This is a genomic window from Sphingomonas sp. Ell38C01 (genome assembly GCF_055231975.1).
This window is the reverse complement of the sequence record NZ_JBUYVA010000001.1, coordinates 1,328,869-1,342,553: the sequence shown is the minus strand read 5'-3', so window position 1 is coordinate 1,342,553 and position 13,685 is coordinate 1,328,869. Positions and strand designations below refer to the sequence as shown.

Genomic DNA, 13,685 nt, shown 5'->3' with positions numbered 1-13,685 from the left:
AGCGTCAGTGGACCGTGCCTCAGATTCTCGCCGACTGATCCCCGCCCTCGCACGCCGCGCCAGGGGGCGCCGCGCGCTCACGCCCGCAGTGCCGTCGACCGGCGATGGCCGTGCGATCGCGATCGACCGGTATCGCGGCGTCGTCTTCCCCAATCGCGTCCGCGAACAGCGCCTCCGCCACGCGCAGCCGACGCTGCTCGCCTTTGCCACCGCAATCCCCGACATTCCCTATATCCGGCTCTCGAAGATCGAGCGCGGGGAGGTGTTCGCGCGCGCCGACGAACTCGCGCGGATCGCCGCCGCGCTGGGCATCGCGCCCGCCGATCTGCTGATCGACGTCGATGCAGGCGATTTCGACATCGCCGACTGGTTCGCGCCGTTCGCCGATGGCGTGATCCTCGACGACGACGAGGAAGCGCGGATGGCGGTGCTGCTTGCAGCCGCGACGCGCGCGCTGCGCCACGACAACGACCGGCTGTCCGCGCCGATGATCGACGCGGACTATGGCATTCCTCCCGTCATCCTGTCGCGGATCGAGAATGCGCATAAGGGCCTGTCGCGCTGGAACGCGGCGACGATGGCCGCGATCGTCCGGCTGTTCGGGCTGTCGGACGAAGCCGCGCTGCGCGATCATCTCGAAACGCTCCACGCACAAGGCCGGCTCGACGATTTCCGCGAGGGGATCATGGATGCCCGCGCGCGCCACGAGCGCACGCGCCGACGAATCGCGGTCCTGCGCACCGAACTGGCCAGCGACCTGCCACGCCGCGTCCCGCCGCCCGTCGCGCGGCAGGTGCCCGACACCGGTGCGGCGTCCGAAGCCGAAACCGATCGCCGGTTCGCCCCCGTCTACGGGGTCGCGCTCGGCGACGGATTGCTGGCGATGACGCCGATCGGCACGCGCGTCGAGGTGCCGGCGATCGCGGGTCCGCGCGCGTTCGGGGTGCGGATGTGCCGGGCCACGCTCGGCGGCGGGCTGCCGGGGCAGTCGACGCTGATCGCGGATCCCGATCGCTCGCCGCAGGCGGGCGGGCTTGCGCTGGTGCGCGACGGGGCCGGGCATCGCATCGTCGCGGTGATCGCGGATCGGGATGGCGCGATGCACGGCTTCAGCACCACGCCGGCGCGCGAGATCGTGCTCGATACGCTCCCCCCGGCGGACATCGCCGCGATCGTCGCCGCGCTATATCTCTGATTGCGGTGCCGCCGCCGTCACGTCGCCCATCCCCGCGGAGAACGCGATCCGCAGCGCCTGCGACAGCGATCGTGCCGCCAGCTTGGTCATGATGTTCGCGCGGTGGATCTCGACGGTGCGCGGCGAGATCGCCAGATCGATCGCAATTCCCTTGTTCGACAGCCCGCGCGACAACCCCTCCAGCACATCCTGTTCGCGATCGGTCAGGCACGCCAGCGCAGCCCGTGCGGTTTCGATCGACCGCAGATGGCGACGCGAATCCGTCAGCCGCACGAACGCGGCCTCGATCGCGGCGATCAGCACGGCCTTTTCCACCGGCTTCTCCAGGAAGTCGACCGCGCCCGCGCGCATCGCGCGGATCGCTGCGTTGATGTCGCCATGCCCGGTCAGGATGACGACCGGCATCAGCGGCGCACGGATCTGAAGCGCGCCCTGCACCTCCAGCCCGTCGAGCCCGGCCATCCGCAGGTCGAGCAGCACGCAACCGGGCCGCAGGCGGTCGATCGCCTCGAGGAATACCGATCCCGATCCCCACACCTCGACCGAATATCCCGCCACGGTCAGCAGAAACGCGGTGGAGGCGCGAACCGAATCGTCGTCGTCGACAACGTGCACGTGGCGGTCAATCGCCCCCATATCGCACCTCCAGCAACGGGACCGTGAAGTGGATGGCGGCCCCCGTCGCGTCGCTATCCGCCCATATCCGGCAGCCATGCGCCTCCAGGATGGTGCGGCAGATCGACAGCCCGACCCCCATGCCGCCCGCCTTGTCGCTCGTGAACGCGTCGAACAGCGACACCACCATGTCCGGCGCGATGCCCGGGCCGGTGTCCGCGACCGTGACGCACATCGTCATGGCCCGTCGCCACGTCCGGATCGACAGCACGCGACGCGGCGACGATGCCATCGCGTCCGCGGCATTGCGGATCAGGTTGAGCAGCACCTGCTGGATCTGGATCCGCTCGATCAGCACGGGCGGCATGCCCTGCGCCAGGTCGAGCCGGGTCGCGATACCGTGCTCGCGCAGGATGCCCCCCGCCATCGCGTGCGTCTCGTGGATCAGCGCAACCAGGTCGCAGGGCTGCTTGTCGACCTCGCCGCGTGCGACGAAGCTGCGAAGTTGGCGGACGATCTCGCCCGCACGCAAAGCCTCGTCGACCGCGCGACGGAGCGCGTCGCGCACCATCTCGCGGTCACCGCCCGCCGCCAGCAGGTCCCGCGCGGCCTCCGCATAGTTCACCACCGCGGTGATCGGCTGGTTGAGTTCGTGCGCTAGCGTCGATCCCATCGCGCCGAGCGCACTGACGCGCGCGACATAGAACAGTTCGTTCTGCAAATTCTCGAGCCGCGCCTCGGTAACCTCGCGCTCGCTCAGGTCGCGCATGAAGGCGGTGAAGCCGTGTACGGTATCGCCCTGCATCTCGCCCAGCGCCAGCTCGAAGGGGAATCGGGTGCCGTCCGACCGCACCCCGATCATCCGCCGCCCACCCGTCGGCGTGCCGGCGTCGCCGTCCGGCAGGAACGCCTCGCCCTCCGCCACCAGCAGCGCGGGCGCCGCGCGGCCGATCACGTCGGCCTCCGCATGGCCGAACAGCCGCTCCGCGGTCTTGCTGAACGACACGATGCGAAGCTCGTCGTCGAGTACCGCGATCGCCTCCGGCACCGTCGCCAGGATCGAGGCCAGCTGCATCTCGCGTCGTGCCAGCGCGGTTTCCGCCGCGCGCTGCTGGGTGATGTCGCGCACCACCTTGCCGAACCCGTGGAGCTCGCCCGACGGCGTATAGAGCGCCGTGATCGTGACGTTGGCCAGGAACCGCGACCCGTCCTTGCGGACCCGCCAGCTCTCTTCCTCGATCTTGCCCAGCCTCTTCGCGCGCGCCAGTTCGCTGGCCGGCTTGCCCGCAGCGACATGCTCGGGAAGATAGAACACATCGGCGGACCGCCCGACGATCTCCGCCTCGTCCCATCCCTTTATGCGTTCGGCCCCGCGATTCCAGATCGCGACCCGCCCCGCGGGATCGAGCATGTAGATCGCATAGTTGGTGGCGCCGTCGATCAGCAGGCTCAGGGCGTCGTTCGCCTGTCGCGCGACATGCTGGTCGGTCTTACCGGGCATGCATCCTGTCACCCATGGTCATAAGTCATACCTGCCCCGAAACGATCGTCAAACACGATTCGCTACTACATCGGAACCGGCCCTTTCGCCTGAAACCCCTTCCGAAAGATTGCGGACGATATCCTCGCGATACCGGGGCCTTCCGGCTGCAATTCTATAAAGAGGGCGAAAAGGCTCGTACATATCTTGACTCGAACCGAGGACGCGTTTGCCGCCTCGCTTCTAAACGGATTCTGCCGAAGGACAAAGCCGGAAGGCACCCGGGGCGTCCGGGATCCGCCGGGTCAGCGCATCAGCCCTGCCGCACGCAGCGCATCCTCGATGATCCCGACTGCGGCACCCGCCGGTCCGGCGCGGCCAGCGGTCGTGCGGCTCCTGGCGTCGTCCGGGGTCTGGCGGGACGGTGCGGTCGCGGTATCCTGATCGGTCGTCGGTGCCCCATTCGCCCCTGCATCGAGCAGGCCCCAGAATCTCGCGATATGGCGCGTCGACGAGATCCCGGCCTCCAGCATGTGCGGTCCTGCCTGTCCGCAGGCATCGTCGCCCGATGTCGCCAGCGGCGTGCCATGCCCCAGCCCGGTGATCGCGTAATGCTCGATCACGACACGCCCGCTCGCGTCGCGCCATTCTGTGCGCGGATAGCCGTCGACGGGGGCCGTCGCGATGGCCTCGCCGGCGCCGTGGAGCGGGCGCCACTGCGCGACGATCGCGGCGACGTTCGACGCGTCGACGGTCCTGTCCGCGGTGCCGTGCCAGATCGAGATTCGCGGCCACGGCCCGCGATGCGCCGATGCGGATTCGACCAGTCCCGCAAGCGCCGCACCCTGCCCGCCACCATGCCCGCGCATCCGGTCCAGCGCCTGCGACACCGACGTCGCGGTGCCGTGGGGCAGGCCCGCGATGATCGCGCCGCCCGCGAACAGTTCGGGAAAGGTTGCCAGCATCGTCGACGCCATCGCCCCCCCTGCCGACAGTCCGGTCACGAAGATCCGTCCGCGATCGATCCTGTGGGCCCGCACCACTGCCTCGATCATCGCCCGAATCGACGCCGCCTCGCCCCCACCACGTCGTGTGTCCTCGGGTGCGAACCAGTTGAAGCACAGATTGGGATTGTTCGCGCGCTGCTGTTCGGGGAACAGCACCGCGAACCCCTGTCGGTCCGCCAGGTCGCTCCAGCCTGCGCCCCGATCATAGCCCGCCGCGGTCTGCGTGCAGCCATGCAGCACCACCACCAGCGGCGCGTCGGGCGCAAGATCGGCGGGACTATGGATCCAGCCACGCAGCGCGCCGGGGTTCTCGCCGAACGCAGGCAGTTCGGCCAGCCTGCCTTGCCCGTCGTCCGAACGGACGGTGTTGGCAGGCATCAGCGCGCTGAGGCGAAACAGGGTATCGGACAGCCGTCGCATGACCAGATTTCCGCGAGACATTGGGACGGACGGCATCACGAACGACTGTCCCGGTCGCGCAACGCTGCAGTGCAGCATAGATAACCGCCACGGCGTCGGGTACAAGGGCAAGCGACGCAACGCGCACGTCTCGGATCGGCGCATGGCGACCGTCCGCCGCGGCAACCAACGCATCCCGCGACCACGAACCGTGCTTCATGCGCGACGAACCGGGTGTTGCGCGGTCAACCTCCATCCATTCGCAATCGTAGCTTCGCTCATGAAACCCGATCTCAACGACTGTCCGGCCACGTTCGACACCGCGATCGCGCCTGGTGCGATCCTCGCGCGCAAGCTCGGTCGGTACGGCGCGCTCGACGCCACCGCCCGCGCGGCGATCGATCGCGCGCTGGAACGCACGCTGACACGCCTGCCGGCAAAAACGACGATCGCGGACCAGGCCACGTCGACAAACGAGATCCACCTGCTCGTCACCGGCTGGGCCTGCCGCTCCGTCGCGAGCGGTGACGGACGCCGCCGGATCATCGCACTGTATCTGCCGGGCGACCTGTGCGACTTCGACGCGTTGCTGATGCCCCGTCTCGATCAGTCGGTCGTGACGGTCGGCGCGGCCCGTGTCGCTGCGATCGACCGCGATCGGCTCGAGGTGCTGATGCGCGATCATCCCGCCGTCGCGCGGGCGCTGTGGCGCGATCTGGCCGACACCGTCGCGGTCCAGCGCGCCTGGACGGTCAATGTGGGTCATCGCTCCGCCCGGCGCCGGCTGGCGCACCTGCTGTGCGAATTGCACGCTCGGCTGTCGCGCGTCGGACTGGTGGAGGACGGCGCGTGCGAGCTGCCGCTCACCCAGTCGCATCTCGGCGACGCCTGCGCGATGACCGCGATCCATACCAACCGGGCGCTGCAGGAGATGCGTCGCGACGCGCTGCTGTCGCTCGAGGACGGCTGCCTGCGGATCCACGACTGGGATCGCATGGCCGCGCTCGCCGGGTTCGACCCGGCATATCTGGGCTAGGCGCGCGCCGCCTTGTCCTGCGCGACCAGCGCCAGCGCGACCGCCTCCGCCACCTTGATCCCGTCGACCGCGGCGGAGAGGATTCCGCCAGCATAGCCCGCGCCCTCGCCCGCCGGATACAGCCCCGTGGTGTTGACGCTCTCGAACGTATCGCCGCGCGTGATCCGTACCGGCGACGAGGTCCGCGTCTCCACCCCGGTCATCACCGCGTCGGGATGGTCGTATCCCGGGATCTCTCGCCCGAACGCGACCAGCGCCTCACGCATCGCGGTCACCGCGAAGTCGGGCAGGCAGTCCGCCAGGTCGGTCAGGTGGACGCCGGGACGATAGGACGGGATCACGCTGCCCAGCTTCGTCGACGCTCGCCCCGCCAGGAAATCGCCCAGCCTTTGCGCGGGCGCCTTGTAGTCGCCGCCGCCCACCTCGTACGCGCGCGTCTCCCAGTGGCGCTGGAGCGCGATCCCAGCCAGCGGATCGCCCGGATAGTCGCGCGCGGGATCGATACCCACGACGATTCCCGAATTGGCGTTGCGCTCGTTGCGCGAATACTGGCTCATCCCGTTGGTCGCGACCCGCCCCGGCTCCGACGTCGCCGCGACGACGGTGCCGCCGGGACACATGCAGAAGCTGTAGACGGTGCGCCCGTTCGCGCAGTGGTGCGACAGGCTGTACGCCGCCGCGCCCAGATCGGGATGCCCCGCGCACGGACCGAACCGCGCGTCGTCGATCCACGATTGCGGATGCTCGATCCTCACCCCGATCGAGAAGGGCTTGGCCTCCAGATGCACGCCGCGTTCGTGCAGCCGGTGGAACGTGTCGCGTGCGCTGTGCCCCAGCGCGAGCACCACCGGCCCCGTCTCGATCGCCTCACCTGTCTGGAGCGTCAGCCCGCGCAGCCGCCGCGTGCCGTCATCGTCGGCCGCGATGTCGAAATCGTCGACGCGGTTCCCGAACCGGTATTCGCCGCCCAGCTTCTCGACGCTCTCGCGCATGCTCTCCACCATCGTGACGAGGCGGAAGGTGCCGATATGCGGATGCGCCTCGGTCAGGATCTCGGGCGGCGCACCGGCCTTGACGAACTCGGTCAGCACCTTGCGGCCCAGATGGCGCGGGTCCTTGATCTGGCTCCACAGCTTGCCGTCGGAAAACGTCCCCGCCCCGCCCTCGCCGAACTGGACGTTCGATTCGGGGTTCAGTTCGCTGCGCCGCCACAGCCCCCAGGTATCCTTGGTCCGCTCGCGCACCACCTTGCCGCGATCGAGGATGATCGGGCGGAACCCCATCTGCGCCAGCATCAGCCCCGCGAACAGCCCGCACGGCCCCGCCCCGACCACGACGGGCCGCGGCCCCGCATAGTCCGCCGGCGCCTTCGTCACGAAGCGATAGCCGGTGTCGGGCGTCGGGTTGACGTGGCGATCGCGCTTGAACCGCGCGAGCACCGGCGCCTCCGCCTTCACCGTCACGTCGACCGAATAGACGAGTTGGATGTCCATCTTGTCGCGCGCGTCGTGCGCCCGCCTGGCGACGGTATAGCGGATCAGGTCGCGCGGGGTGATCCGCAACCGGTCGCGGATCGCCGCGGGCAACGCCTCCTCGGCATGGTTCAGGGGGAGCTTGAGGTCCGTGATGCGCAGCATGCTCCGCCCATAGCCGCGCGCGTGCCGCACGACCATCCGCGAACCGGGCGGTTCTTCAGTCGGCGACGTCCACCGGCTGCGTCGCGATGATGACCGGCCGGGCCGCCGCCAGATCGCGCGCGGCGAGGCCGAACGCCTTGAAATGGTCGGACGTCATGTGCGCCTGTACCGCCGCCTGGTCGACATAGAGCTCGTTGAACACGAACCGCCGCTCGCCCTCCGCCTCGCGCCACAGGTCGTAATGCAGCACGCCGGCCTCCGCGCGCGATGCCGCGACGCACACCGTCGCCGCTTCGACGAAGGCGTCTTCCTGACCGGGCTTCACGGTGACGAACGCGATGACCTTGACCGACATGCAGGGCTCCTGGTTTGGCTGACCGTGCAGCCTAGCGCCTTCGCGACGGCCAAAGCCATGATTATCGTGGGGGGTAAGTGGCCGCGTTCAGACACGAGCCGCAAAGCCGGTTGACCGTCGCGCAGGGCACGTCGATGGGCAGCCCGGCGAGCCGCGTTGCCATACGCGCGACGTTGCGATCGTCCTCGCCTGCCTAATTCGCGCAGCCCCGGATGCAATTCTCAACCGCCGCCCAGTCGACCCCGGCATTGCGCTCGGCCAGCGCCTTGATCGGCAGCGCAGCAAGATCGCCCGCGCGGATCGTCGACACCGCGCCGTTGAGCCGGCCGATCGGGGTCCGGACCGCATCGCAGATACAGGCGTCGGTCAGGCGCAGGGTGCCTCGGGCGTGGCATCGAGCGCGGCGATGATCCGGCCAGCTTCGGCAAAGGCAGTATTTGCGGCAGGGACTCCGGCATAGATGGCGGTCTGCATCAGCACCTCCTTCAACTCGTCACGCGTAAAACCGTCGCGCGATAGGCCCGCGCGGACATGCAGCGTGAACTCCTCCCACCGCCCCGGACTCGCAGTGATCGCCAGTACGATCAGTCGTCGGGTATGATCGTCAAGCCCCGGCCGGCCCCAGATCTCGCCCCACGCGATCCGCGTTATCATCGCCTGAAAATCGGCGTTGAACGGCGTGCGTGCCGCCAGAGACTGATCCACCCAAGCGTCGCCCAGTACGCGGCGGCGGTTCACCAGCCCCGCGTCGAACAACGTGTCGGCGGCCTCGGCCGCGGCTGCGTCGCGCGCCAGGAAGCGGATCAGGACGCCGCCCAGCGCCGCGGGCGCCTCGACAGGTGCAAGATGCGCGGCGTCGAGATGCACGACCTGGCACTTCGGGATCGCCGCCGCAATGCGCTCGCCATGCCCGAAGAACGGCGTCGACGTATCGCGGTCGCCTGCCACCAATAGCACCGGCAGCGTCAGTGCGGGCAGGCGATCGATCACCGCCATGTCGCGGATCGCCGCGCCCGCGCCGGCATAGCCATCGTCCGCCATGGCGACCAGCCCGCGACGCAGCGACGCGGCGACGTCGGTATGCGTCGCGGCAAAAGTGGAGGACAGGAACCGACTCATGGCGAGGTCGGCAATCGCTTGGGTCCCGTCGCGCCGCACCGTCGCGATCCGGTCGGTCCAGGCGGCGGGGTCCATCGTCGCCGACGTGCATATCAGCGCCAGCGCGGCAACGCGATCGGCGTGGTCGAGCGCCAGTTGCATCGCGATCATGCCGCCTAGCGACACCCCTGCGACCGCCGCGCGATCGATTCCGGCGGCATCCATCACCGCGATCACGTCGGCGGCGAGCATCTGCAGGTTGTAATCGCCGTCCGGTGCTTCGGACGCGCCATGTCCGCGTGCGTCGATCCGCAGCACGCGAAAGGTGGGGGCGAGCGTGGAGATGCACCCGTCCCACAGCGCCATGTCCGTGCCGATCGAATTGAGCAGCACCAGCGGAGGTGCCGCATCGTCACCATCGAGCTTCCAGTACAGGCGCACGCCGTCACGAGTTACGAAGGGCTGGACTTTCAGCCTTTTTCCGAAGCGACCAACGCGGCAACGAGCGCGGCGCTGTCGTCGATGTCGTCACCCTGCCCTGCCGCGGCCAGGTTGCGCGCGATGGCCGCTCCATCGATCTCCAGCCCTTGCGCGACCGTTGCCATCGCCTCGGCCGCGCCCGACGCCAGCAGGAACAGATCGACCAGCATCGGCCCTTCCGCCTGCCAGCCGCCGATGCCGCGCTCCTCCTCGGCAGGCATCGCGGCAAGGAGGCCGGCGACCAGCCCCGGCGTGCGGATCGCGGCGGACAGCGCGACCTGACATCCGGTCGGATTGCGCTTGTGTGCCATCGCCGACGATCCGCCGCGCCCCGCCACCGTCGGCTCGCGCGCCTCGCCGATCGCGGTCTGGGAAAGCAAGGGCACGTCGCGGGCCATCTTGGCGAGCGCTCCGATCAGGATGCCGAGCGCGGCAGCGATCCCGGCGACGCCTTCGCGCCGGGCATGCCACGGCGGCGCATCCGCCAGATCGAGCGCCGCCGCCAGCCGACGCGCGACCGCCGTGGCGCGACCCGCCTGGTCAGCGCGCGTTCCCGCAGCAGCACCCCATTGCAACGCCGCGCCCGACGCGACCTCCCGCTCGAGCCGGCTCGCCGTGGCGGCGATACCCGCCCGCCACGGTGCGATCCGCAAGCCGAAGCCGATCGGCTGTGCGGGTGCTGTCAGTCTAACGCGAACCGCTCTCCACAGGATGCATCCTGGGCTTTGGGTGCGGCAGCCTAGCTCGCGAGGATCTGCCACTCGGCCAGCGCGGCTGAGCGTCGTTCCTTGTAGGTCTGTCGGTCGACGAGATGGCGTTCCAAGCTGAAATGGTTGTGGACGTTGGCGTGGACGGAAGCGAACTTCTGTAGCGTCTTCATCCGCCTGAACCGGAGCATCGCTCGCTCTCGTCGTCGAAACGGCAGGTGACTATTCTCGACCCGGTTGTTTGCCCAGCGACCAATCTCCTGCTTCTCGGCATTGCCTAGGCCCTTCATCGCGGCACGGTACGAGCGCAGGCCGTTGGTTGTCACCGCCTCGGGCGAGCCGTGGTGCTTGAGCGCCTTCTTCATAAAGGTGAGCGCTGCATCCTTGTCGCGGGTCTTGGTGATGTAGCTCTCGAGGATCTCGCCCTCGTGATCGACCGCTCGCCAGATATACACCATCTCGCCATTCAGCTTCACGTACATCTCGTCCATGTGCCAGCGCCAACGGCGGAAGCCCCGCTGGCGACGGATGTCGCCTGCGAACATCGGACCGAACCGGTTCCACCACATCCGCACCGTCTCATGGCAGATGTCGATCCCGCGCTCGAACAGCAGGTCCTCCACGTTCCTCAGCGACAGAGGGAAGCGCACGTACATCAGCACCACCAGCCGGATCACCTCGGTCGACGAGTTGAAACGGCGGAACGGGCTAGACGGTAGCGCCCTTGATTTTCGGCTCATTAACGGCGGGTATCATCCCTCCTTCCCGCCTGCCACGTTGGCCTGACAGTGCGGGCCAGCCCTTTATCGAGCAAATACAGCGATTTACGCAAGGACGTGGCGGAGAGGGTGGGATTCGAACCCACGGTACCCGTGAGGGCACGCCGCATTTCGAGTGCGGTACATTCGACCACTCTGCCACCTCTCCGCAAGGTCGTGTGGGGGTACGAAACGCAACCCCCGTCGGTCGAGGGCGCGCCTCTAACGCAACGCCGCAGGGACCGCAAGCATGCTTGTGCGGCGCAAAAGACCCACTAGATTGGCCATATGCCCCGACATGACGCGCCCGTTTCCGCCACCCGCCCCGATCCGGCCACTCCGCCGGTCGCGCATGCGCGATTCTCGATCGGCGACATCGTGCGACACCGGATGTTCGATTTCCGCGGCGTGATCTACGATGTCGACCCCGTCTTCGCGAACACCGACGAATGGTACGAGGCGATTCCCGAGGGCATCCGCCCGTCGAAGGACCAGCCCTTCTACCACCTGCTCGCCGAGAACATGGAATCGAGCTACGTCGCCTATGTCAGCCAGCAGAACCTTGTGCCTGACGACAGCGACGAGCCCGTCGACCATCCCGCGATCGCGGGGCTGTTCACCGGGATCGCCGACGGACGCTACGCGCTGCGACGAGAGCATCGCCACTGACAGGGTGATTCGCCGAGGGCCGGACGGGATCGTACGCCGCCCTCGCGAAAACCGCCCTACCACGAGGGTGGAGGCGGTTGACAGACGCGCCCGTCTCGCCTAGCTGGCCGGCTCTTCCCGGCGGGCTCTGGTTCGCTCGGGGTACAGGCATTTGGAAAGTGATGAGGGCCATGTTCGCAGTCGTGCGCACGGGCGGCAAGCAGTATCGCGTCGCCGCCGGAGATAAGATCGTCGTCGAGAAGATCGATGGCGATGCAGGTGCGTCCGTGACGCTGGGCGATATCCTGATGGCGGGCGAAGGCTCGGAGCTCAAGGACGTCGCCGGCCTGACCGTCGCCGCTGAGATCATCGCGCAGGCGAAGGGCGAGAAGGTCATCGTCTTCAAGAAGCGCCGCCGCCACAATTATCGCCGCAAGAACGGTCACCGCCAGAACCATACGATCCTCAAGATCGTTTCGGTCGGCTGATCCACGCGCACAGGAGGACTTCGCAATGGCACATAAGAAAGCAGGCGGTTCGTCGCGCAACGGTCGTGATTCGGCCGGTCGTCGCCTCGGCGTGAAGAAGTTCGGCGGTCAGGAAGCGATCGCCGGCAACATCCTCGTGCGTCAGCGCGGGACCAAATTCTATCCGGGTCGCAACGTGGGCATGGGCACCGACCATACCCTGTTCGCGCTCGTCGACGGCCGCGTGGTGTTCCACCAGGGCAAGCTCGGCCGCAAATTCTGTTCGGTCGACATTACCGCGATGGCGGAAGCCGCCGAATAACATCGGGTAACCACACGGGTTGCCCACCAGGGCGACCCGGGTTCCGCATCACGCGGAGCCAGCCATCCAGAGGGAGACGGGTCCGCCCCGGCTCCCTTTTTTCTTGCTCTCTCGAGATCCGGTGTCGCGGGCCCGTCATCATGGCGTGCTTGGGGCCAGCGCAGGTGAGGAGAGCTTGGGAATGTTCGCCCGGACGAAGAGATTGACGCTACGGCCAGGCTGGCCGGAGGATGCGCACGCGCTGGCCGCGGCGATCGCGCATGAAGGGGTGGTGCGCAACCTCGCGCGCGCGCCCTGGCCTTATGACGTCGCGGACGCGCAGACCTTCCTTTCGCTACCGCGCCGCCACGACGAGCCGCGATTCGTGATCTGCGACAATACCGACGGCTATCGGCTGATCGGCGGCGTCGGCATCACCGAGGAGTGCGACGCGCAGGGCAACTGCCGCTACGAACTCGGCTATTGGCTCACCCCGGACGCCTGGGGCCGCGGCCTGGCGACCGAGGCGGCGTCGGTCGTGGTCGAGATGGCGCGCCACGCGCTGCCGATGCGCCGGCTGGTCGCACGCTGCAAGGAGGACAACCCCGCCTCCGCGCGCGTCCTCCACAAGCTCGGCTTCCGCGAAACCGGCCGGTCGACGCTCTATTCGCTCGGCCGCGGCGAAGAGGTGCCATGCATCGAACTGGCGCTCGACCTCGCGGCGGGCCTGGACGAGGCGATGCCGATCGCGGCGTAGATGGTGCCCCTTCCCGTTCGGGCTGAGCCTGTCGAAGCCCTGTCCTTCTTTTCCGGCGCCGAGAAGAACGAAAGCACTTCGACAGGCTCGGCGCGAACGGTCCCTGATTGAGCCATCCTTGCCTTCTCTCCCAAAACCGCCGACAGCCCGAAGCGATGTCCGTCACCCCCCTCCCCCTGCGCAAGCGCCTGTCGCCCGAGGAGTCGCGGGATGCCGCACTCGAGGCTGCGCGCGCGCTGCTGGTCGAGGTCGGCCCGCAGGCGGTGACGCTGAAGGCGGTCGCGACCCGGGTCGGGCGGACGCATGCGAACCTGCTCCACCATTTCGGCTCGGCGGAGGGGCTTCAGAAGGCGCTGATCGCGCGGATGGCTTCGGGGATCGTCGGCACGATCCGCGCCGCGGTGATCCGCTCGCGCGAGGCGCAGGATCCGAGCGAAGTCGTCGACCTGACGTTCGACGCGTTCGGCCGGAACGGCGCGGGCGCGCTGGCCAGCTGGATGATCCTGAACGGCAACGACGACGCGCTCGATCCGATCCTCACCGCGATCCACGACCTCGTCGACGAGCTGGTCGAGACGACAGAGAACCCCCGGCTGCCGATCCATGAGGAAACGCTCCAGCTCGTCCTCATGGCGCTGGGCGACGCGCTGCTCGGCGCGCCGATGGCCAAGGCGCTAGGCCTGCCGCGCACCGCCGCGCGCGAACTCGCGCGCAAGATGCTTCTTTCCGATCGGACGTAATTCCC

At 68.3% G+C, this 13,685-nt stretch carries 15 protein-coding genes, 1 tRNA gene and 1 pseudogene; 7 read left to right on the top strand and 10 right to left on the bottom strand.

Annotated features, from left to right (window positions below):
• The first annotated feature begins 7 nt into the window (after positions 1-7).
• Positions 8-1,195, top strand: coding sequence for a helix-turn-helix domain-containing protein (locus tag ACV7NO_RS06300; protein WP_463405159.1), 1,188 nt, complete (start codon positions 8-10; stop codon positions 1,193-1,195).
• Here the strand turns inward: ACV7NO_RS06300 and ACV7NO_RS06295 are convergent.
• The 3 genes from ACV7NO_RS06295 to ACV7NO_RS06285 all read right to left on the bottom strand — a co-directional run bounded on the left by ACV7NO_RS06295 (position 1,184) and on the right by ACV7NO_RS06285 (position 4,717).
• Positions 1,184-1,831 carry a response regulator transcription factor gene (locus ACV7NO_RS06295; RefSeq protein ID WP_463405158.1) on the bottom strand — a complete coding sequence of 216 codons (648 nt, stop codon included), beginning with the start codon at positions 1,829-1,831 and terminating at the stop codon, positions 1,184-1,186. The two genes, ACV7NO_RS06300 and ACV7NO_RS06295, sit on opposite strands and share 12 nt — an antisense overlap.
• Positions 1,818-3,311: a PAS domain-containing sensor histidine kinase gene (locus tag ACV7NO_RS06290; RefSeq protein WP_463405157.1), complete on the bottom strand. Its 1,494-nt coding sequence runs from the start codon at positions 3,309-3,311 to the stop codon at positions 1,818-1,820. The genes ACV7NO_RS06295 and ACV7NO_RS06290 overlap by 14 nt, the downstream gene beginning before the upstream one ends.
• 284 nt (positions 3,312-3,595) lie before the next feature.
• Positions 3,596-4,717 carry an extracellular catalytic domain type 1 short-chain-length polyhydroxyalkanoate depolymerase gene (locus ACV7NO_RS06285; RefSeq protein WP_463405156.1) on the bottom strand — a complete coding sequence of 374 codons (1,122 nt, stop codon included), beginning with the start codon at positions 4,715-4,717 and terminating at the stop codon, positions 3,596-3,598.
• A gap of 259 nt (positions 4,718-4,976) precedes the next feature.
• Here ACV7NO_RS06285 and ACV7NO_RS06280 point away from each other — a divergent pair, with 259 nt between their 5' ends.
• Positions 4,977-5,732, top strand: a complete 756-nt coding sequence (locus ACV7NO_RS06280) for a Crp/Fnr family transcriptional regulator (protein ID WP_463405155.1) — start codon at positions 4,977-4,979, stop codon at positions 5,730-5,732.
• On the opposite strand, the gene ACV7NO_RS06275 is transcribed toward ACV7NO_RS06280, so the two are convergent.
• The 7 genes and pseudogenes from ACV7NO_RS06275 to ACV7NO_RS06245 form a co-directional block, all read right to left on the bottom strand.
• Positions 5,729-7,369, bottom strand: a complete 1,641-nt coding sequence (locus ACV7NO_RS06275; RefSeq protein WP_463405154.1) for an NAD(P)/FAD-dependent oxidoreductase — start codon at positions 7,367-7,369, stop codon at positions 5,729-5,731. The two genes, ACV7NO_RS06280 and ACV7NO_RS06275, sit on opposite strands and share 4 nt — an antisense overlap.
• Before the next feature lie 55 nt (positions 7,370-7,424).
• The gene (locus tag ACV7NO_RS06270) at positions 7,425-7,724 is read right to left on the bottom strand and encodes a putative quinol monooxygenase (protein WP_463405153.1); all 300 of its coding nucleotides are present in this window, start codon (positions 7,722-7,724) and stop codon (positions 7,425-7,427) included.
• An 82-nt stretch (positions 7,725-7,806) separates the two neighbouring features.
• Positions 7,807-8,094: pseudogene (locus tag ACV7NO_RS06265) on the bottom strand (thiolase family protein); the annotation flags it as partial.
• The gene (pcaDC, locus tag ACV7NO_RS06260; protein ID WP_463405152.1) at positions 8,091-9,263 is read right to left on the bottom strand and encodes a bifunctional 3-oxoadipate enol-lactonase/4-carboxymuconolactone decarboxylase PcaDC; all 1,173 of its coding nucleotides are present in this window, start codon (positions 9,261-9,263) and stop codon (positions 8,091-8,093) included. The pseudogene ACV7NO_RS06265 and the gene pcaDC, both read right to left, overlap by 4 nt.
• A 29-nt stretch (positions 9,264-9,292) precedes the next feature.
• The gene (locus tag ACV7NO_RS06255) at positions 9,293-10,063 is read right to left on the bottom strand and encodes a lyase family protein (protein WP_463405151.1); all 771 of its coding nucleotides are present in this window, start codon (positions 10,061-10,063) and stop codon (positions 9,293-9,295) included.
• Positions 10,042-10,749: an IS6 family transposase gene (locus tag ACV7NO_RS06250; protein ID WP_463405150.1), complete on the bottom strand. Its 708-nt coding sequence runs from the start codon at positions 10,747-10,749 to the stop codon at positions 10,042-10,044. The genes ACV7NO_RS06255 and ACV7NO_RS06250 overlap by 22 nt, the downstream gene beginning before the upstream one ends.
• Before the next feature lie 97 nt (positions 10,750-10,846).
• A tRNA-Ser gene (locus tag ACV7NO_RS06245) sits at positions 10,847-10,936 on the bottom strand.
• 119 nt (positions 10,937-11,055) lie between these two features.
• Here ACV7NO_RS06245 and hspQ point away from each other — a divergent pair.
• From hspQ to ACV7NO_RS06220, 5 genes are all read left to right on the top strand, one after another.
• The gene (gene hspQ, locus ACV7NO_RS06240; protein ID WP_463405149.1) at positions 11,056-11,436 is read left to right on the top strand and encodes a heat shock protein HspQ; all 381 of its coding nucleotides are present in this window, start codon (positions 11,056-11,058) and stop codon (positions 11,434-11,436) included.
• A gap of 170 nt (positions 11,437-11,606) precedes the next feature.
• Positions 11,607-11,903, top strand: coding sequence for a 50S ribosomal protein L21 (gene rplU / locus ACV7NO_RS06235; protein ID WP_463407288.1), 297 nt, complete (start codon positions 11,607-11,609; stop codon positions 11,901-11,903).
• A gap of 25 nt (positions 11,904-11,928) precedes the next feature.
• Positions 11,929-12,204: a 50S ribosomal protein L27 gene (gene rpmA, locus ACV7NO_RS06230; protein ID WP_463405148.1), complete on the top strand. Its 276-nt coding sequence runs from the start codon at positions 11,929-11,931 to the stop codon at positions 12,202-12,204.
• A 202-nt stretch (positions 12,205-12,406) separates the two neighbouring features.
• A complete protein-coding gene (locus tag ACV7NO_RS06225; protein WP_463405147.1) occupies positions 12,407-12,940 on the top strand; it encodes a GNAT family N-acetyltransferase in 534 nt (177 codons plus the stop codon).
• Positions 12,941-13,095: 155 nt separating this feature from the next.
• On the top strand, positions 13,096-13,680 hold the full coding sequence (locus ACV7NO_RS06220) for a TetR/AcrR family transcriptional regulator (protein ID WP_463405146.1): 585 nt from the start codon (positions 13,096-13,098) through the stop codon (positions 13,678-13,680).
• The last annotated feature ends 5 nt before the right edge of the window (positions 13,681-13,685 follow it).